Here is an 18,857-nt window from a genome sequence, read left to right as displayed (position 1 = left end):
CTCAGTGAAACTGCAAAAGTAGTAATGGAATTATCAATTGAATGAAGGAGGAAAACTAAATGTCTGCTACGTGGTACAATTTTTACCTTCCGCTCTGGGTTTCCGGTGACATGACCGTAGAACAGCTTCAAAAAGCCCTTGCAAAGGGACGCATCACGCAAGATGAATACGATAAGATCGTCGCCACTCCGCAAAATACATAACACAAGGGGGCCTGTATGGAAGGATTGGAAGTGAAAGTCGCAGAAATCGATCAGCGGTCGAAGTCTAACACCCACCGGCTGGACGATCTGGAGGGGAAATACGATGTTCTAAACCGCCTCGCAACAGCGGTGGAAGTTTTGGCCACGAAGCAGGACAGCATGGAAAAGAGCATCAACGCATTGACGGGTAAAGTGGACACGCTGGAAAACGTCCCCCGCAAGCGGTGGGAGGGGATGGTGGAGAAAATCATTTACTTAATCGTGGCGGGCGTGGTGGGCTTCATGCTAGCGAGGGCAGGACTATGAAACCCACGCCCAAGAAGTGGACAGGCTCCAAGTTAATTGCCTTGGGCGTGCTGGCGGTGGACGGGAGCTGCACCTACATCGTACTGTACCTCTGTTGGCTCAGTATCAGGATGCAGTTTACGGGGAGCCTGCCGTATCTCACCACGCTGATTGGAGCATTGCAAGCGGCTACGGCCGTGGTGCTGACGGCCTATTTTGGAAAGGCCAAGGCGGAGAACGTGAAAGGCGGCATCACCTACGATGCTGCCTTGGGAACAGACAATAACGATTTATAAGGAGAATATTTTTATGACGCAAAAAGAGCTTTTTGTTAGCGCCTCGCAGGGAGCGGAAAATTGCAAAATCATCCTTGGGATAAGGATGCCGGATGGCACAAAGGAAATCATCATCAATGACAATGTTGCGAACAAGGTTGATTACGTCTGCGGGAAGTATGATGATGATCTGAAAATGCACGGCGCACCTATCGTCATTGAAGAATTTCTGTTTATTAAAAAATAGGAGGATATTATGAATACAATTATGAGAAAGCTTTCCAGCCGGAAGTTGTGGGCCGCGCTGGCTGGCGTTGTGACCGGACTTGCCATGGTGTTTGGGCTGGATGAAAACACGATCTCCACCGTGGCGGGCGCTGTGGTGTCTGTCGCGTCCGTGCTGACCTACATTGTTACGGAGGGAAAGATTGACGCGGAGGGCGTGAAAAAGGCCGTGGAGGACACGCAGAATGCCGTGGAGGCGGTTTCCGATGCCGACGGCGAGTGACATCCTGAATATCGCCCGTGGGGAGCTGGGCTATACCGAATCCCCGCAGGGGAGCAACAAGACCAAATATGGCAGGTGGTTCGGACTGGATGGGAACCCGTGGTGCATGATGTATGTGCAATGGTGCTGCGCTCAGGCGGGCGTTGCTTTGCCTATGCGCACGGCCTCCTGCGGGGCATTGATGCGTGCGGCACAAGCGGCTGGCAGTTGGGTGACCGGGGATTACCGCCCCGGCGACGTAGTAATCTATGACTTCCCCGGCGGCGCGGCGACAGATCATACCGGCATTGTGGAGAGCGTCACGGCCTCCGGGATTATCGCCATTGAGGGCAACACCGGGGCCGGGAACGATGCAAACGGCGGGCAGGTGCAGCGCAGGACGCGCAGCAACAGTTTGATTGTGGGGGCGTTCCGCCCTGACTTTGAAGAGGAGGAAGAAGTGGTTACTTACGAAAAGCTGGCGAACGTGCCGGAGAAGTTCCGGCCTATTATTGATAAGCTCATGACGGCGGGCATCATTCAGGGCGACGGCTCCGACCCGACCGGGAATGGTGACGTGATCAATCTGACCCATGAGCAGGTGCGCACGCTGGTTTTTATTTACCGGGGCGGCGGGTTTGATCGGAAGCTGGAGGCTGTCGGGTTGGAGACGGCGGTATAATAATAAGCCCGCAACTCTAGAGAATCTTTTCTAGAGTTGCGGGCTTTTTTTGCATAGTGCACTTCGTTGTACATATTTGCAGTAAAAGGCACTTATCAATAGCCTTTTTAACGCCAAGCATCATTATAGGTTACGTATGCTTAAAATTCCTATGGACAAATGAAAATTAAGCCAGTATAATAATGGTAACAAACATTCTATAAAAGGAGGGATTATAATGCCGTCAGCTCAAGCAGTAAGCAACGCATTTTTACTGAAAGCTTTTTCTGACACTGAAGGTGTGAAAATAACTCCAATGAAATTGCAAAAGTTAATTTACTTTGCATACAGGGATTATCTTCAGGGGACAGGTCGTAAAGCCTTTAATGATGCAATTCAAAAATGGAAATACGGGCCGGTAGTCCAAAGCGTTTACGATGAGTTTAAATCATTCGGGCAGAATCCGATCAATAGGTTCGCGAAAGATGCACAGGGAAAAGCCTATCTTCCCGGTGATCGTGAATTATTGCGGTGCATTGATGACGTATGGAATCGCTATAAATATTTCTCTGGAGTTCAACTGTCTCAAATGACCCATAAAGATGGGACTGCGTGGTCGAAAGCGTTTGAAGACAAAATTCCATATTTAAAGGACGATGACATAAGAAATGAGCGTCAAGATTGTTGAGGATTCAAAGCCTAAGATAACATCTGAAGAAGACGCTCCTTTCGATGATTCAACGGAATGTGAAACCGAGATTCCGTCAAAAACCGTTAGTGCTTTGGAGAAAAAGATACGCGCAGCACGAAAACTGCAAAATATAATGCTGAAAGACAAAGGTTTTCGGGTTATGCTGCTTTGCATCACATTAGCCTCTGGGACGTATGTTTCCGACTGCATACTAATCAATAGAGGGATGGAAAGCAGTTCCTTAATGACTGGATTTTTCGAGATGTTGAAGTTCATCATATCCATATTAATCGGATTTGTCTTTGCGAAGCCAGCAGAGGACTGATAAATAGTCATTGTAATGATTTCCCCCATCGGTAAAATTCCGATGGGGGAATTTTGTTTTTTGAGCAGGATGCCACATGACTGCACATAGAATACAATGGATATGAAAGGAGTAGATAATACATGTTTGACAGGGTCGAAATTCCTCATATAGATATCTATGATGGTGAAACAAATGAGTACTATGGGAAGTCCATATTCCATGATAATACAGATGTTGAAATCGGCTTGCTCCAAATCGTTAACTATAAAGGGATACCGAAGTCTATGCTGTTTCAAAATGTTACCTTTCTGCCCGCATCCAACAACTATGTTCCGCCGGCGGTATTCGAAAAAGCTAGACGCAATGCAATTGTACGAGCTGCTCTCAGGGACACAAATTCCCACCTTTGGGTACCTGCCGATATTCACATGAATTTTGATTCTCAGGTGCGTGGAAAACTGTCAGGAGATAAATACAGCTTTAATAGCGTTGAGTACACCGATATCATTGTTGAAGATATCAAAACTTTTCCGCAAGGAAGACCGGATGCCACGCAGAAATAAAGACCGCGTGTTTGCATTGGAACTTATCATAGGTAGGCTCCGGGGTGTTTTTGCGTTACGGGATTCCCGCAGCGGATGCGGCAGGGGAGAGCCTTAACGATTTCATCTGCAAGGCCATTGACGAGCGTATGGAGCGGATGGAGGGCGGAAGTGGCGCTATTAGGCGCTATTAAGCAGCTCACCGCCGAAGATGGGGCGGAGGTGTAGTGCGTTCTTTCGTCTTCTTTTACGCTGATTCTTTGGTAAATGCGTGGTACAAACGTGGTACAAAGTTTATTTTAAATTGATAAAGTCTTTTGATACCAATTGATTTGCTTGTTTTGAGATAAAGACTCCGACTCTAAAGGCCACTGGTTCGAATCCAGCCGGGCGTACCAAAATCAATCCCCTGATGCCTAGAGCATCAGGGGATTGATTTTTAACCAAGTACACACAAAAGTACACGCAAAAATATATTTTAATATTATTTATATAAGGTTTACGGAGGGTATCAATGAAAAGGTTAGCAGCAATCATGTCTTTAGTCATCATTGTTTTTGGCGTGACAGCTTGTGGGGCGAAAGAGATTACCCATGGCGGCTTGAACACGGAGATTTTAGAGAAGAACACCGAGCTGAAAGGATTTGTAGTAAAGAGCCTAGATGAGGACGGAATTTTAGGAGAAAAATGTTACATCGGGCTTGAAAACCAGAATATATATTATCTCTATGTAAATAACGAAACCGGTGAAATCAAAGATTTATCGTATGAGGATTTTGTAGTTGGAGATGAAATTACGGTTGATGTGAAATCAGTCGAAAATAGGTATGCGCTGGCATCTCGAATTCAACTGCTTACTCAGAGAAAATGAGTATCATGGGAAGATTGTAAATCAAAGTTTACAAAAGGTAAGTCTGTTTTTTTATCCGAAAATGCAGACTTGCCTTTTTTACGCTATATTTTTGTGCATATTTTACAGAAAAAAGAAATAAATTGTACATGTTAATATGTGCAAAATTTGCTATACTTTATAGCAAGACAAATAATCTGCAAAGTATTCGATATATAAAAACAAAGGAGATGGAATGATGTCTAAAATTACTGCCGTGACAGCAAGGGAAATTCTGGATTCGAGAGGAAATCCGACGGTTGAGGTAGACGTTGCGCTGGAGAGCGGAGCGATGGGCCGGGCAGCGGTCCCCTCCGGGGCCTCCACCGGGACGAGAGAGGCCGTGGAGCTTCGGGATCACGACGAAAAGCGGTTTCATGGCAAGGGAGTTCAGACGGTGGTCGGCAATGTGAAGACCATCATTGCGCCCGAAATCGTGGGCTTTGACGCGCTGGACCAAAGAAGGCTCGACCGTACGCTCATTGAGCTGGATGGTACGGAGAATAAATCGCGGCTTGGCGCGAATGCAATCCTAGGTGTGTCTCTTGCGGCGGCAAGGGCTGCCGCCGCTTCTTTGAATCTGCCCCTGTTCCGGTATATCGGCGGAGTGGGCGCCTGCGAGCTGCCGGTGCCAATGATGAACATTCTCAACGGAGGGAAGCACGCGGACAACACCGTGGATGTGCAGGAGTTCATGATTATGCCCGTGGGCGCTGACAGCTTTGCCGGGGCACTGCGGACGTGTGCCGAGGTATACCAGACCCTGAAGGGCGTTCTGAAGGATAAGGGAATGAATACCGCCGTGGGGGACGAGGGCGGCTTTGCGCCGGATCTCGCCACCAACGAGGACGCGCTGAAGCTGATTGTGGAGGCGATTGAAAAGGCGGGCTACCGGCCCGGAGAGGACGTTTCCATTGCGCTGGACCCCGCTTCCTCCGAATTCCGAATTGATGGAAAATACGTTTTTGCCGGGGAAAAGGTCAGCCGCACCTCTGAAGAGATGATTGACCTTTACGCCGAGTGGATTCGCAAGTATCCCATTATCTCCCTTGAGGACGGGCTGGCCGAGGACGATTGGGACGGCTGGGCCGCGCTGACGAATCGGCTTGGTGACAGGGTTCAGTTGGTGGGCGACGATATTTTTGTCACCAATCCGAAAATTCTCAAGGAAGGAATCCAGAAGCATGTGGCAAACTCCATCCTGATTAAGCTCAACCAGATTGGAACGCTGTCCGAAACGTTGGAAACAATTCAAACGGCGCAGAAGGCGGGCTATACTGCCGTCGTCTCCCACCGGTCGGGAGAAACGGAGGACACCACGCTGGCGGATGTGGCGGTTGCGCTGAACGCGGGCCAGATTAAGAGCGGCGCGCCCTGCCGAGTGGACAGAATCGCAAAATACAATCAGCTTTTGAGAATTGAGGAGCTGCTGGGTGGCAGCGCCGTTTTCAGAGGGAAGGACAGCTTTTACAGCATCAAGAGATAAAGCGCAGTCTCCACCCGCAGGGCCAAGCGCTGCACAGAGGCCGCAAACCTCTGCGACAGGCCGCGAAGCCCGGGCCTTGAAACACAGAGAAAGGCCGAGGGGGACAACATAAAAAAGCAAACAACCTCCCCACAGGAGCCTTCCGGCTCCTGTGGGGAGGTTGTCGCGTGTAAATACATATCTGTGACGCAAGCTTTACCTCTAAAGGGTGCTTATTGACAAGAAGTGTGGAGCTGTGCGGAGCAAAAAACGATTTTCTGCGTCAACCGTGAAGATGTGCTCTGTGCTGCGTGCCGCCCGTTATTCCCAGCGGTGAGTATTGATCATATACATCTTTAAAGCAATCTCTACGGCCAACTGAATCTCATGCTCCCGCAAGTCCAAATCCAACAGCTCGCGGATTTTGGAGTACCGGTATTTAACGGTATTATAGTGGACAAACAGCGTTCCGCTTGCATCCTTCAAATTCCATCCGTGCTTGATAACGGCTTGCAGCGTGTCCAGTAAATTCGTGTGATTCTTGGAATCATAGTCCATCAGCGGCCTGATATAGCGGTTGAAGCAATCCTCCGATTCAGGGGAGTGGGCCGTGGTGGCCAGCAGACGGTATACCCCCAGCCGGCTGTAAAACAGCGCACAGTCAAATGCTTCAAGCTGGTATCCAAGGTTAATGGCCGTCCGCGCCTGGGCATAGCTGGTATGAATGTCCCGGATATTCTCCACATATTCCCCCACGCCCATGGTGATGGTGAAGGATACCCGGTTGGCAAGCGTTTGGCGGATTTCGTTAAAAATTTCCTCCAACCGGCTGTATACCGCATCCTTGTCAGATTCACGGGCGGAGATGATAAAAGCGACAGTATCGCTCTGCTTGCAGTATTTTGCATCCGGGAAAGCATCCAGCATGCATTGAATGGAAACGGAGTAGATGCTCTGGGTAAACCCTTCCAGCCGCTGGTTCGTCTGGGTATCCAGACTTTTCAGATAGCACTTTTTAATATTGTTGATATCAATGACCGCAACGATTCCGCCGCTTTGAAAATTCCAACCATAAAGCTGGGCGCGGTTGTGAATTTCCTCCTCCGTTTTTACGTTGTTCAGAAGCAAATCCTCCATAAAGGAATCCCGGTATTTTTCTTCGATTTGCTGGTTGGAAATACGCGTCTGCATCCGGAGAATCAGCACAACAGCCGCATATTCGATTGCTGTCTGCACGACCTCCTTGTCCATTTCGCTGGTCCCAAGAGAATCCATTAAAAGGTAGCCAAAATTCTGGCTTTTGTTTTTTACCACGTAATAAGAATACTGCGGGAAGACCTTTTGCGCCAAATCCTCAAATTTCAATCCCATAATTTGCTTTGCCAGCGCGCTTTCCGGGTTTGAATAATAACAATTCCGAAAATGGATGTCCACAAACGCGACGGAGCAATCCAGAAGAGAGCCCAGCGTTTTCAAAATCTCAAGGACGTTGTTGCTGTTTACCGCCAGCTCCTGAAAGGTTTTATGGATTTTACTGGACTGCATCAGCAGCGCCGACTGCCGATTTACAATCAGCGACAGTACGGGATTGATAATATCGCTGAATGCATAACGATTCGGAATAAACACAATGGGAAAGCACTGCTGCTCCGCAAACTCCAGTACCTCCGGCGGAATACTTTTAATGTATCGCTCTCGCTTGATTCCAAGGCCCGAGGCCTTGCACGCCACAAGCTGCTGAACCATGGACATGAGCAGGTGAGCACCGTCTTTCACGGCGAACCCGGATGTAATTACAAATTCTCCGCCCCGGCTCCATGAAAGGCCGTCGGGAGCGTCAATCACGGTAACGGTGGAAATAATTCGATGCAGACCCGCCTTTCCGGCCACCAGCTCCAGCTCACTCAAAGCCGGCATTTCAAGCAGTTCACCCACGGTCATGTGCTTTTCCTCCTTATGGTTGCGTATCGGTTGCTTTTGGCCAAGCTTTCTATGTGTACAGAGGACGAAAATGCATCTTTGAATTTGTCCCTTGCGGCCTGTGCTGAAAATAAAAGCACTCTTAAAGGCACTCGATTGTACGAGAGGTACATAGTAATGCGTGGTGCTTTTAAAAAATCTGGGTTATTCAGCGGAATTTCTTCGATGCTCTAGATTCTTATGTTATGTGAGTACAAACTTATCCGTTTTTATTTGTCTTGATTTGAAATATCCGCTTATTTTATTCACTATATCAGTCTCAGATTATCTGTCAAGCCTAATTTATTTTCCAAAGCTCCGTGATAGTATGATAACAGGGTACACTGCCTTACAGCGGCAGTATCAATAAAGCAAGTGCTGCCGGTCAATCATGGGGAGGAGAGGGAAATTCATGGAAGATTACTTAAAAACAGCAAACTCAGGCACAGTGTGGGCGCTGTGCGCAATCACGGTGGTAATTGCGTTTATTCAGGCGTTGCTTTACATGCGCATGGCAAAAAAGACCGCCGCAGAAATCCAATTGCCCGGAGAAATTCCAAATAAGGCGTTCCGGATCGGACTCATTTCCGCAATCGGACCGGCTATGGGCGTTTTCATTGTTATGGTGGGGCTTATGGCGGCCATCGGCGGGCCGATGGCATGGCTGCGCCTTTCCATCATCGGCGCTGCGCCCACGGAGCTTACCGCCGCCACCTATGGAGCGCAGGCCTCCGGCGTGGATTTGGGCGGCGCGGGCTATACGCTGACGGCCATGGCGGTTTCTTGGTTTGCCATGGCTTTGAACGGTGCGGGCTGGCTGGTTATGACCGGCCTGTTCACGCCCGGCCTTGAAAAGCTGCGGAACAAGATGAGCGGCGGAGACACACGCTGGCTGGCGGTCCTCTCCGGCGCCTGCTCTCTGGGTATCTTCGGATATTTGAACGTCAATGAAATATACAAGGGCTGGGGCAATGCGTTGGCCTTGATTTCCGGTGCGCTCAGCATGGTGGTTCTGGTGAAATTTGTCGTTCCAAAATTTCCAAAACTCATGGAATACACGCTGGGGCTGGCAATGATTATCGGAATGTTTTTCGCGGTGCTCTATGATCTGGCGGTTGCCTGAGGGCAGACAGGAGGAATAACAATGGACAACAACTACTTAGCCGCGTGGAAAAAGAAGAGCGTGCGCATTGGCGCACCCACCAATCTTCTGGCTGCAGTCACGGCGTTTATCCCCGTTCTATGGCTTTGCTCCACCTACAACTGTTGGCCCTCTCCCAGCGTCGTTTTAACGGCATGGGGAATGGTGCTTTTGTCTTTTGGTCCGTTTTACATTGTGGAGCCGGTTTCCTATTACGCCGCGCTTGGCATGACGGGTACCTATCTTGGATTTTTGTCGGGCAACATTGGAAATATGCGCGTCCCGGTGGCGGCGCTGGCGCTGGAAGCCACCGACAGCGAGCCGGGAACCTTGCAGGCGGAGGTTGCCTCCACCATGGCGATCTGCGGTTCCATTTTCACGAATCTGGCCTTTACCACGCTGGCAGCGCTGGTTGGCGCTGCGGTTGTGACGGTTCTGCCCGGCTTTATCGTGGCCGCGTTGACAAAGTACGCCGCTGCGGCAATATTTGGCGGTACATTTGGAAATTTTGCCATCAAGTATCCTAAAATCGCCGCATTCGCTCTGTTTGCAACATTGGGCGTGAAAGCGCTGTTTGCACCGCCCGCGTGGATAATGATTGTTTTCGCTGTATTTGGAAGCCTGCTGTTTGCCAGAATCCTATATAAAAAAGACAGTAAGAAGGCTTCTGTCACTTGATTTGGAGGGATTTCTATGTTTGAAAAGTGCAAGGAACTGCAAAACTACATCGTCGCTGTGCGGCGGGAGCTGCATCGGGTTCCCGAGATCGGAATGAATCTGCCTGAGACGCAGGCGATTATCGCGCGGGAATTAGACAAAATGGGCGTCACCTACAAAAAGAATCAGCGGGATTCCGGCATCATCGGAGAAATCAAAGGCGCGCATCCGGGAAAAACCATCCTGCTGCGGGCGGATATTGACGGACTTCCCATTACCGAGGCCACGGGGGTGGACTATACCTCAAAGCACGAAAACTGTATGCATGCCTGCGGACACGACGCGCATGGGGCCATGCTGCTGGGTGCGCTGAAGGTTTTGCAGGAAAACAGGGAGAATATAAAGGGCGCCGTCCGTTTTGTCTTTCAAACTGGAGAGGAAATTTGCAGAGGCGCCAGAGTGGCCATTGAAGAAGGCGTTTTGGACGGAGTTGACAATGTGTTTGGACTGCACATCGGCTCCATTGCCGGGGCGGATGTTCCCGCAGGAACGCTTGTGGCGGTTCCCGGGTGCTGTCTGGCTTCCTTTGACCGATTTATCCTGCGCATTCGCGGGGCGGGCTGTCATGGGTCCACACCGGAAAAAGGAGTTGATCCCATTACGATTGCCGCCAACATTACGCTTTCGCTTCAGGAAATTTTGGCAAGGGAGATTCCTGCCATGAATCCGGCTGTGCTGACCCTTGGAAAGATTGCCGGAGGCGCGGCTTACAACGTGATTCCCGGCGAAGTGGTGATTGAGGGGACGACCCGTGCGCTGGACGATGGCGTGAGAAAATATCTGGCAAAACGAATCGGAGAGATATCTAAAAGCGTTGCGGAGGCTTATCGCGGCATCTGCGAGCTTGAAATGGACTGGGGCGCGCCACCTGTGGTCAACGACCCGGCTATGACGGAGCTGGCGCAGAATGCCTCGGTAAAAGCCTTAGGACAGGAACATGTGATGACATCTCTGGCTCCACTCATGGGCGGGGAGGATTTTGCCTATTACTTAATCGAAAGACCGGGGGCTTTTATGTTCCTGAGCTCCGCCAATCCGCAAAAGCACACGGATGGGCCGCACCATAATTCCCAGTTCAACATTGATGAGGATGTTCTGTACATGGGGAGCGCAGTCTTTGTATCCATTGTGGAGGAATATTTTAATTCCTGATTCCGCATAAACTGATTTCAGGTGGGGAGCAACTTTAGGCAACACCGTGCAAAGAGCGGCTAACGTCTGAAGCGCAGACTTGCCTGCATCTATTGCATCATGCTTCACAAAAACCCTCACGAATACAACCGGTATTTGCTGTGGCTTTTGTTTTGTATGCCAAAAAATCTGACGGTGCAACTTTAATTTGTGCGGTGTTGCCTTAGAAATAAATCCTCCGCAGGAGCCGGTTGGCTCCTGCGGAGGATTTTCGTGTGCAAATTCGTGCGGAATTTTCACGATTCCGTGTGCAAATATTGCTGCATGATATATTAAACTGTTATATCCAGTGTTTTATCCAACCCATTCCCATTGTGGCTCTAAGCAAAAAGAAAAGAAGCCTTGAAAATCAAGACTTCTTTTCTGGTACGCCGTGAGGGATTCGAACCCCCGGCCTTCTGGTCCGTAGCCAGACGCTCTATCCAGCTGAGCTAACGGCGCGTACCACTGTTTTCAAACAGCTTAGTTATAATAGCATGGCATTCTATAAAATGCAAGCATTTTCTTCATAAAATTTTCACTTTTTTCCTGGGGCTTGTAATGGGAAAATCGCTATGCTATAATTATCAAAACTTGCAAAGCCCACGGACGCCGGTTGGATTCGCGGCGGCAGAGGCCTTTTGGGGGCGTTGCCCGCAGGAGAAGGGCTGCCCTGAAAGCCCCGGTAAAGGCACGGGCGGGACCCGGAGGAGGAGCGGCAAACATGGAAATTAAAAATTTCAGAAGCGTTGCATTCGGCGGTTTTGATAAAGAAGAAGTCATTCAATACGTGCAGAAGACCGCGCAGGAAAACGCAGACGCGCAGGAAGCGCTTCTCAAGGACAACAGCGCCCTGCGCGAGGAGAACGAAACTCTGAAAAAACAGATTGAGGTCTCTCTGCGGGAGCATGCGGAAACCGCCCGGCGGGAAGGGGCGGAACTGCGTGAGAAAATTCGCGCCCTCACGGCCGAGCTGGAGGAGTTGCGTCCCCAAGCCCTATCTTATCAGGAGGTCCGGGCGCAGGTGGGGGACATCGAATGTCAGGCCCGGCGGCGGGCGGGGGAGCTGGAGACCGCAACCACCTCGCGGCTGAACGCGCTGGTGGGCGATATTCAAAAGCAGTATCAGGATTTGGCCGGGGCTTTTGACGCAACCGCAGCACAGGTCAGCGCGGAGCTGCGGAAAATTGAGGTCAGTCTTTCCCAACTGCCAAGAGCAATGGATCAGGCGGGGAAGGAGCTCAGCGAGTTGGTGTCCGCCACAGGCGGCGAGAAAAAAGTTTGATGTGCACAGACAGAGCATTTCCCGGTGGGGGGTGCTCTGTTTTTTCATACCTCTAAAAAATTTTTTTCCCGCCTAAAACTATTTATACTGACGAATATAGTAAATTTATGCACGGATATTGCTGCCTTTTGCGGTGATAAAGTGAAAAAAATTATTAAGGCGGTTGTAAGGTTTGGAAAAAATAGCCTTGCTTTACAAATTTGAATGCAATATAATGAATTAAAGTATTGTGCGGAGTCCTATTCTTTAGAGCAATACGAAGTCATTGGGAGAGAAGGTGATTAAGGAATGTCACTGGAAGCCATTGAAACCGTTGCCAGGGCGGAAAACGAGAGCAAGGCACTCAAAGCTGCCGCAGAGCAAGAGGCAAAAGAGCGGATCGCCCAGGCAGAAAAGGATGGTCCCGCGCTTCTGGAGCGGATGCGCACTGCATCTGTGCAGGAGGGCAAGCGGCTGCTGCGGGAAGCGGAGGAACGCGCTGAAAAACGGTGCGCAGCGATTCGGGAGGAGGCCGCAAAGGAATGCGAGGCCCTGATCAAGCGAGCGGGGAGCCATATGTCCGCCGCCGCAGAGCGCATTGTTGGAAAGGTCGTGAAGCAGTAAAATGGCCATCGTAAAAATGAAAAAGCTCCGGGTGGTGGCCATGGCGGCGGAACGGGATGCGCTTCTGCGGGAGCTGCTGCGTCTGGGCTGCGTGGAAATCAGCGAACCGGACGGTCGGTTGGAGGATTCGACCCTGTCTGCGCCGCTGGCCCGGAACGTATGTTCACTGATGGATACCAAGGGCTCCGTCGCCGACGTAACCACCGCGCTGGGCGCCATCCGGCGGTATGCTGCCGTAAAGGATGGATTGTTTATTAAGAGAAAGCCTGTTAAGGAGTCGGAATTTCACAGCGCCGATTCTGCGGAGCAGGCCAAAGAAACCTGCGAAAAAATCAACGGCTTACTGACGCAGTTGTACAATATCCAATGCGATGAGGGGCGGGCCGCGGCTCAGTCCGCCGCCCTGACGCCGTGGAAGGAGTTGGATTTTTCGCTGGAGACGCAGGACACGGCCCACGTCGTTTTTCGTATGGGGGTGTGTCCCGCCGCTGCGGATGTAGGGGCGCTGCGGGCGGAGCTTGGCGGCGGGGATCTGGCCGCGGAGCTGTACCCCGTGGGGGCAGACAAAACGCAGCAGTATCTGTTCTTCATCTGTCACCGGACGGATGAGGCGGCAGCAATTGAAATTCTGCGGCGTGCCGGCTTCAGCGTGGTGACATTCCCGGATTACATAGGGACTCCGGCAAAAAATCTGGAGGCGATTGCGTGCTGTGTCAAGGAGGCCCGGGCCGAGCAGGAGCGCATCACGGATGAGCTGGCCGCCTGCGGCGGCGCGCGGGATGCGTTGCGCCTTCACTCGGACCGCCTGAATACGGAGGTGGCGCAGGACGAGGACGCCCAGCGCATCCTCACCGACGGAACCATTGTCTTTTTTGAAGGATGGGTTCCTGCGGAGGCGGAGGGAAAGCTTGCTTCTTTGCTGGAGAAGCGGGGCTGCGCGTGGGAGACTTCCGAGCCCAGCGAGGAAGAGTACCCGGACGTTCCCGTACAGCTAAAGAATAACTGGCTGACAAAGCCGCTGAACATGGTGACGGATATGTACTCCCTCCCGGCGTACGGAAGTCTGGACCCCAACCCGCTGATGGCGCCGTTTTTCATTTTGTTTTACGGCATCATGATGGCGGATATGGGCTATGGTCTTTTGATGCTGCTGGCATCATCGATTGTGCTGAATAAGTACAAACCAAAGGGAGGCATGGAGCATTTCTTCGGCTTGATGCGCCTTTGCGGTGTCAGCGTGTTTATCGTGGGGGCACTGACCGGCGGCTTCTTTGGAGACTTTTTGACCCAGCTTGTCGGAATTATCAGCCCGGGTACGGTGTTTACCCTGCCCGCCCTGTTTACCCCGCTGGACGACACGCTGATGATTCTGATTGGCTCGATGTGTCTGGGCTTCGTTCAGATTAACGTGGGCATGGCCATCAGCTTTTACAAAAAACTCAAGCGGGGGCAGATGATGGATGCCCTGTGGGAAGAAGTGACCTGGTGGATCGTGTTTCTCGGCGGGGGGCTGGCCGCTCTGGGTGTGACCAAGCTTGTGCTGCTTGTCGGCGGCGTGATGGTGCTGGTTGGCTCCGGCTGGAACGCCAAGGGCTTTGGCAAGGTGGGGGCCGTGTTTGGCTCGCTCTATAACCACATCACGGGCTACTTTGGAGACATTTTGTCCTATTCCCGTCTGATGGCCCTCATGCTGGCGGGCAGCGTCATCGCGCAGGTGTTCAACACCTTGGGCGCCATCCCCGGCAACGTGGTGGTGTTTCTCATTATCTCTCTGGCGGGCAACGCCCTGAACTTTGCGCTGAACCTGCTGGGCTGCTACGTCCATGACCTGAGACTCCAGTGTCTGGAGTATTTCAACAAGTTCTACGAGGACGGAGGCAAGCGGTTCCGGCCTTTGGAGATTAAAACCAAATATGTTGATATCGTAAAAGAATAAGGGAGGAAACTTACAATGAGTGATTTAGCACAGATGGTAGAACTCCAGCAGAGCCTGACCTTTTTGGGCAGCATCGGCGGTCTGGCTCTGGCGCTGCTGGGCGCGGGTCTGGCGGCGGTTCTTTCGGGCATCGGCTCTGCAAAAGGCACCGGCATTGCCGGCGAGGCGGGCACCGGCCTGCTTTGCCAGGACCCCAGCAAGTTCGGTAAGGTTATGATTCTTCAGGTGATCCCCGGCACCCAGGGCCTGTACGGTCTGGTGGTGTGGTTTTTTGCCATTTTCCGCATGGGCCTGCTCGGCGGGGAACTTCCGGTTCTGACGGTGGCGCAGGGGATGCAATATTTTATGGCCTGCCTTCCCATGGCGCTGGGCGGACTGTTCTCCGCCATCGCACAGGGCCGCGTGGCCGCAGGCTCCATCAATATTCTTGCCAAGAAGCCGGACGACTGGTCCAAGGGCATGGTGCTGTGCATCACCGTGGAGTTCTATGCCATTTTGTCCTTGCTGGCTTCCATGCTCATGCTGATCAACATTAGCTGATGGCCCCACAGAAAGGGGAGTCTATATGAACGGAATCGAAAAAATCACAGACCGCATTGCCGCCGAGGCACAGTCGGAAATTGACCGCGTGCTGGCGGGGGCGAAGGCCGAGACGGAGAAAATTGCTGAAAAGTATCGTGCTCAGGCGGACCGTGAGGCGGCGGAGGCCGCTGTGAAGAATGAAAAGACCGCTGCGGAGCGGGAGGAGCGCCTTGTAAGCGTTGCCCAGATGGAGGCCCGAAAGGACCTGCTGGCTGCGCGGCAGTCTCAGGTAGAGGCCACCTTTGAACTGGCGCTGAAGACCCTTCGGGATTTGCCGGAGGATCGGTACATTGCCGTGGCTGCGGACCTGCTGGTCCGGGCCGCCGGTGCGGGCGGGGGAGAAGCTGTGTTTTCTCCCGCAGACCGGGAAAAAATCGGCCGCGCCGCGGTGGACGAGGCCAATCGGCGGCTGAACGGAAAGCTGACCCTCTCCGAAGAAACAAGACCGTTGAAGGGTGGCTTCATTCTGGTGGATGGCAGCGTGGAGGTCAACTGCACCTTTGAGACGCTGGTGCGCCTGCAAAAGGGCGAGATGGCCGGCGAGGTCGCCGCAGTGCTGTTCCCGGAAGGGTAATGAATCAACGAGCTGGGAGGAAGCGCCTTGTCAAATAAAATCAAGGACACCGATTATCTGGTGATATCCGCCCGCATCCGCGCCATGGAGACGGGGCTGCTGACGGGCGAGAGAATGGAGCAAATCCTCTCCGCCCGCAGCGACGAAGAAGTGGTGAAGCTCCTGCAGGAAAACGGATATCCCGACATGAGCCTTGAGAGTCCGGAGGCTATGGACGCGGCAATTGCTGCTGCAAGGGAAGAGACTTTACGGGACTTGGGGGACAGCGCCCCGGACAGGAGATATCTGGATATCTTCAAGCTGAAATACGATTACCACAACGCCAAGGCCATTTTAAAGGCGCAGGCGCTGGGCATGAACCCGGACCACATGCTGACGGACTTGGGTCGGGTTCCGGCGGCGGAGCTGAAGGAAGCAATTACCGGCGGCGAGGGCAATCAGCTTCCGCCCCTGCTGGCCCTTGCCATCGCCGAAGGGAAGGCGGTTTTGGACACCACCCGCGATCCTCAGTTGGGGGACATGGTGCTGGACCGCTGGAGATATCGGGATGAGCTGGAGACAGCGAAGGAAACCGGAAGCGAATTTCTTCAGGGCTATGTCCGTATCTCTATTGATGCGGCGAACCTCCGCGCACTGGTCCGGACTATCCGCATGGGTAAGACAGAGGCTTTTTTGGAGGGTGTGCTCTTTTCCGGCGGCAGCGTGGACGAGAGCGAGGTGCTGGAGGTTGCGTGCGACTGCGGAGACAGCCTTGAGGATCTGTATGCGGGCACAGAGCTGGAGGCCGCCGCAAAGGCCGGTTTCGACGCACTGAAGGGCGGCGGACTGACGAAGTTTGAAAAGCTGTGCGACGACGCGGTGTCCGGGTATCTCTCCGGCGCACAGATGGTGGCGTTTGGCGAAGCGCCGCTGATTGGCTATCTGGCCGCGCGGGAGACGGAGTATACAAATCTCCGGATTCTTCTGATGGGCCGGGCCGCGGGGCTGGACCCGGAGATTATCCGGGCGCGGCTGCGGACGTAAGGAGTGTGAAAAAATGGCAACGACCTATCGCATCGCGGTGGTGGGGGACTGGGAATCCGTCATGGGCTTTCGGGCTTTGGGGCTGGATACCTATCCCATCTCCGTACCGGAGGAGGCCCGCAAAAAAATTCACGAGCTGGCAAAAACCGACTGCGCGGTGATCTATCTGACGGAACAGTTGGCGGCGAAGCTGCCGGATGTGCTGGACCGATATAAGGACGAGCTGCGCCCCGCCGTCATCCTGATTCCCGGACGGGGCGGAATCCTTGGCATCGGCAGGCGCAACATCCAGAACTCGATTGAAAGGGCGGTCGGCGCCGATATCCTGTGACGCGGGGAAAGAGACTGCGCTCTTGCCATGAACGCGCCTCCCGTCCAGAGAGCGAATTTATCCTGAAAGAAGGTTGTCTGTTTGAGCGGTAAAGTTGTAAAAGTATCCGGACCGCTGGTGGTGGCCACGGGCCTGTCGGACGCCAATATGTCCGACGTGGTGCGTGTGGGCCCCCAGCGGCTGATCGGCGAAATTTTGACCATGACGGGCGATTCTGCGTCCATTCAGGTCTATGAAGAGACCTCCGGCTTAGGCCCCGGCGCAGAGGTGGTGACCACCGGCGCGCCCATGAGCGTGGAACTGGGGCCGGGCATGATTGAAGGCATTTACGACGGAATCCAGCGCCCGTTGGAGAAGATCGTGGAAAAAGTAGGCTCCAACATCACCCGCGGCATAGAGGTTCCTGCACTGGACCATGACAAGAAATGGGACTTTACACCTGTTGCAAATGTTGGCGATAAAGTAATTGGTGGCGATATTCTGGGCACCGTTCCTGAGACGCCGGTGGTGCTGCACAAGGTCATGGTGCCGCCGAATGTCAGCGGCACGGTGAAGAAGATTGAAAGTGGCTCCTTCACCGTTTTGGAGACGGTGGCGGTGATTGAGACGGAGGACGGCAAGACGGTGGAGCTTGCCATGGCGCAGAAGTGGCCCGTCCGTGTGGGCCGTCCTTATCGGCACAAGTATCCCCCCACCCGGCCCCTTTGCTCTGGCCAGCGGGTCATTGATACCCTGTTTCCCATCGCCAAGGGCGGCACTGCCGCCGTACCGGGTCCTTTCGGTTCCGGCAAAACGGTGGTTCAGCACCAGTTGGCCAAGTGGTCCGACGTGGACATTGTGGTTTACATCGGCTGCGGTGAGCGGGGCAACGAAATGACCGACGTGCTGCGGGAATTTCCCGAGCTGAACGACCCCCGCACCGGCGAGTCCCTGATGAAGCGCACGGTGCTGATCGCCAACACCTCCGATATGCCCGTGGCGGCCCGCGAGGCGTCGGTTTATACCGGCATCACCATCGCGGAGTATTTCCGCGACATGGGCTACGACGTGGCGGTTATCGCCGACTCCACCTCCCGCTGGGCAGAGGCGCTGCGCGAAATGTCCGGCCGTCTGGAGGAGATGCCCGGTGAAGAGGGCTATCCCGCATATTTGAGCTCCCGACTGGCCCAGTTCTATGAGCGGGCGGGCAGCGTGGAGTGCATTGGTTCCGGCGAGCGCCGGGGCAGTCTTACCGCCGTGGGCGCGGTGTCGCCTCCGGGCGGAGACTTGTCCGAGCCGGTGTCCCAGGCCACCATGCGGATTGTCAAGGTCTTCTGGGCGCTGGATTCGTCTCTGGCCTACAAGCGTCATTTCCCGGCCATCAACTGGCTGAACTCCTACTCGCTGTATCTGGATTCCCTGAAGCCCTGGTTTGACGAGAACTTGGGCGAGGGCTTTATGAAGGACCGGAGTCAGGCGATGAGCATTCTGCAAAACGAGGCCAGCCTGAACGAAATCGTCCAGTTGGTGGGTAAGGACGCGCTGTCTGCCAACGACCAGTTGACGCTGGAGACGGCCCGTATGATCCGGGAGGACTTTTTGCAGCAGAACGCCTTTACGGACATCGACGGCTATTCCAGCTACGACCGGCAGAAGAAGCTTTTGTTGATTATTTTGCGGTACGATCCGCTCTGCCGTGAGGCAATCGCAGGTGGCGCGGACGCGGCGGTTTTGTTTTCTCTCCCGTCTCGG

At 53.1% G+C, this 18,857-nt stretch carries 24 protein-coding genes and 1 tRNA gene; 23 read left to right on the top strand and 2 right to left on the bottom strand.

Translation table 11 applies throughout. From position 1 onward, the window contains the following. The first annotated feature begins 59 nt into the window (after positions 1–59). The 12 genes from RTK01_RS10790 (at position 60) to eno (ending at position 5,826) form a co-directional block, all read left to right on the top strand. The gene (locus tag RTK01_RS10790; protein WP_312280973.1) at positions 60–203 is read left to right on the top strand and encodes an XkdX family protein; all 144 of its coding nucleotides are present in this window, start codon (positions 60–62) and stop codon (positions 201–203) included. Positions 204–218: 15 nt separating this feature from the next. Next, a complete protein-coding gene (locus tag RTK01_RS10785; protein ID WP_312280972.1) occupies positions 219–509 on the top strand; it encodes a hypothetical protein in 291 nt (96 codons plus the stop codon). Beyond that, entirely contained in the window at positions 506–784 is a 279-nt protein-coding gene (locus tag RTK01_RS10780; RefSeq protein WP_312280971.1) for a hypothetical protein, read from the top strand. The genes RTK01_RS10785 and RTK01_RS10780 overlap by 4 nt, the downstream gene beginning before the upstream one ends. Positions 785–797: 13 nt before the next feature. Further along, positions 798–1,010, top strand: a complete 213-nt coding sequence (locus RTK01_RS10775) for a hypothetical protein (RefSeq protein WP_312280970.1) — start codon at positions 798–800, stop codon at positions 1,008–1,010. Positions 1,011–1,019: 9 nt separating this feature from the next. Beyond that, entirely contained in the window at positions 1,020–1,271 is a 252-nt protein-coding gene (locus RTK01_RS10770; RefSeq protein ID WP_312280969.1) for a hypothetical protein, read from the top strand. Further along, positions 1,255–1,932, top strand: a complete 678-nt coding sequence (locus RTK01_RS10765) for a CHAP domain-containing protein (RefSeq protein ID WP_312280968.1) — start codon at positions 1,255–1,257, stop codon at positions 1,930–1,932. The genes RTK01_RS10770 and RTK01_RS10765 overlap by 17 nt, the downstream gene beginning before the upstream one ends. Positions 1,933–2,149: 217 nt before the next feature. Then, positions 2,150–2,599, top strand: coding sequence for a type II toxin-antitoxin system antitoxin SocA domain-containing protein (locus RTK01_RS10760; RefSeq protein WP_312280967.1), 450 nt, complete (start codon positions 2,150–2,152; stop codon positions 2,597–2,599). Continuing rightward, the gene (locus RTK01_RS10755; RefSeq protein ID WP_312280966.1) at positions 2,580–2,927 is read left to right on the top strand and encodes a hypothetical protein; all 348 of its coding nucleotides are present in this window, start codon (positions 2,580–2,582) and stop codon (positions 2,925–2,927) included. The genes RTK01_RS10760 and RTK01_RS10755 overlap by 20 nt, the downstream gene beginning before the upstream one ends. 122 nt (positions 2,928–3,049) lie before the next feature. Next, on the top strand, positions 3,050–3,472 hold the full coding sequence (locus RTK01_RS10750) for a hypothetical protein (protein WP_312280965.1): 423 nt from the start codon (positions 3,050–3,052) through the stop codon (positions 3,470–3,472). Between the two features lie 44 nt (positions 3,473–3,516). Further along, a complete protein-coding gene (locus tag RTK01_RS10745; protein WP_312280964.1) occupies positions 3,517–3,645 on the top strand; it encodes a hypothetical protein in 129 nt (42 codons plus the stop codon). Between the two features lie 320 nt (positions 3,646–3,965). Next, a complete protein-coding gene (locus tag RTK01_RS10740; protein ID WP_312280963.1) occupies positions 3,966–4,322 on the top strand; it encodes a hypothetical protein in 357 nt (118 codons plus the stop codon). A gap of 217 nt (positions 4,323–4,539) precedes the next feature. Next, entirely contained in the window at positions 4,540–5,826 is a 1,287-nt protein-coding gene (eno, locus tag RTK01_RS10735) for a phosphopyruvate hydratase (protein WP_397352714.1), read from the top strand. 300 nt (positions 5,827–6,126) lie between these two features. On the opposite strand, the gene RTK01_RS10730 is transcribed toward eno, so the two are convergent. After that, on the bottom strand, positions 6,127–7,746 hold the full coding sequence (locus RTK01_RS10730) for a PucR family transcriptional regulator ligand-binding domain-containing protein (RefSeq protein WP_312280961.1): 1,620 nt from the start codon (positions 7,744–7,746) through the stop codon (positions 6,127–6,129). 430 nt (positions 7,747–8,176) lie between these two features. Here RTK01_RS10730 and RTK01_RS10725 point away from each other — a divergent pair, with 430 nt between their 5' ends. Genes RTK01_RS10725 through RTK01_RS10715 form a run of 3 tightly spaced genes read left to right on the top strand, consistent with a single transcriptional unit; the run spans position 8,177 to position 10,774 of the window. Continuing rightward, a complete protein-coding gene (locus tag RTK01_RS10725) occupies positions 8,177–8,887 on the top strand; it encodes a DUF5058 family protein (RefSeq protein WP_312280960.1) in 711 nt (236 codons plus the stop codon). A gap of 21 nt (positions 8,888–8,908) precedes the next feature. Next, positions 8,909–9,583, top strand: coding sequence for a hypothetical protein (locus tag RTK01_RS10720; RefSeq protein WP_312280959.1), 675 nt, complete (start codon positions 8,909–8,911; stop codon positions 9,581–9,583). A 15-nt stretch (positions 9,584–9,598) separates the two neighbouring features. After that, a complete protein-coding gene (locus RTK01_RS10715) occupies positions 9,599–10,774 on the top strand; it encodes a M20 family metallopeptidase (protein WP_312280958.1) in 1,176 nt (391 codons plus the stop codon). Between the two features lie 403 nt (positions 10,775–11,177). On the opposite strand, the gene RTK01_RS10710 is transcribed toward RTK01_RS10715, so the two are convergent. Next, positions 11,178–11,254 (bottom strand) — tRNA-Arg (locus RTK01_RS10710). 262 nt (positions 11,255–11,516) lie between these two features. Between RTK01_RS10710 and RTK01_RS10705 the strand changes: the two genes are divergently transcribed. From RTK01_RS10705 to RTK01_RS10670, 8 genes are all read left to right on the top strand, one after another. Then, on the top strand, positions 11,517–12,077 hold the full coding sequence (locus RTK01_RS10705) for a hypothetical protein (protein WP_312280957.1): 561 nt from the start codon (positions 11,517–11,519) through the stop codon (positions 12,075–12,077). A 288-nt stretch (positions 12,078–12,365) separates the two neighbouring features. Next, on the top strand, positions 12,366–12,680 hold the full coding sequence (locus RTK01_RS10700; RefSeq protein ID WP_312280956.1) for a hypothetical protein: 315 nt from the start codon (positions 12,366–12,368) through the stop codon (positions 12,678–12,680). 1 nt (position 12,681) lies between these two features. After that, positions 12,682–14,616, top strand: coding sequence for a V-type ATP synthase subunit I (locus tag RTK01_RS10695; protein ID WP_312280955.1), 1,935 nt, complete (start codon positions 12,682–12,684; stop codon positions 14,614–14,616). Between the two features lie 15 nt (positions 14,617–14,631). Then, entirely contained in the window at positions 14,632–15,156 is a 525-nt protein-coding gene (locus RTK01_RS10690; RefSeq protein WP_294854469.1) for a V-type ATP synthase subunit K, read from the top strand. Positions 15,157–15,181: 25 nt separating this feature from the next. Next, the gene (locus tag RTK01_RS10685) at positions 15,182–15,772 is read left to right on the top strand and encodes a V-type ATP synthase subunit E family protein (protein ID WP_312280954.1); all 591 of its coding nucleotides are present in this window, start codon (positions 15,182–15,184) and stop codon (positions 15,770–15,772) included. Positions 15,773–15,799: 27 nt separating this feature from the next. Next, the gene (locus tag RTK01_RS10680; protein WP_312280953.1) at positions 15,800–16,795 is read left to right on the top strand and encodes a V-type ATPase subunit; all 996 of its coding nucleotides are present in this window, start codon (positions 15,800–15,802) and stop codon (positions 16,793–16,795) included. Between the two features lie 13 nt (positions 16,796–16,808). Further along, a complete protein-coding gene (locus RTK01_RS10675) occupies positions 16,809–17,126 on the top strand; it encodes a V-type ATP synthase subunit F (RefSeq protein WP_293008989.1) in 318 nt (105 codons plus the stop codon). Between the two features lie 81 nt (positions 17,127–17,207). Then, the coding region (locus RTK01_RS10670) for a V-type ATP synthase subunit A (RefSeq protein WP_312280952.1) at positions 17,208–18,857 on the top strand (1,650 nt) is incomplete at its 3' end.

The sequence above is a fragment of the Oscillibacter sp. genome, assembly GCF_031978065.1.
GTDB lineage: Bacteria > Bacillota > Clostridia > Oscillospirales > Oscillospiraceae > Oscillibacter.
The sequence above is the reverse complement of the archived record's forward strand: the minus strand, read 5'-3'. Positions and strand labels throughout refer to the sequence as shown.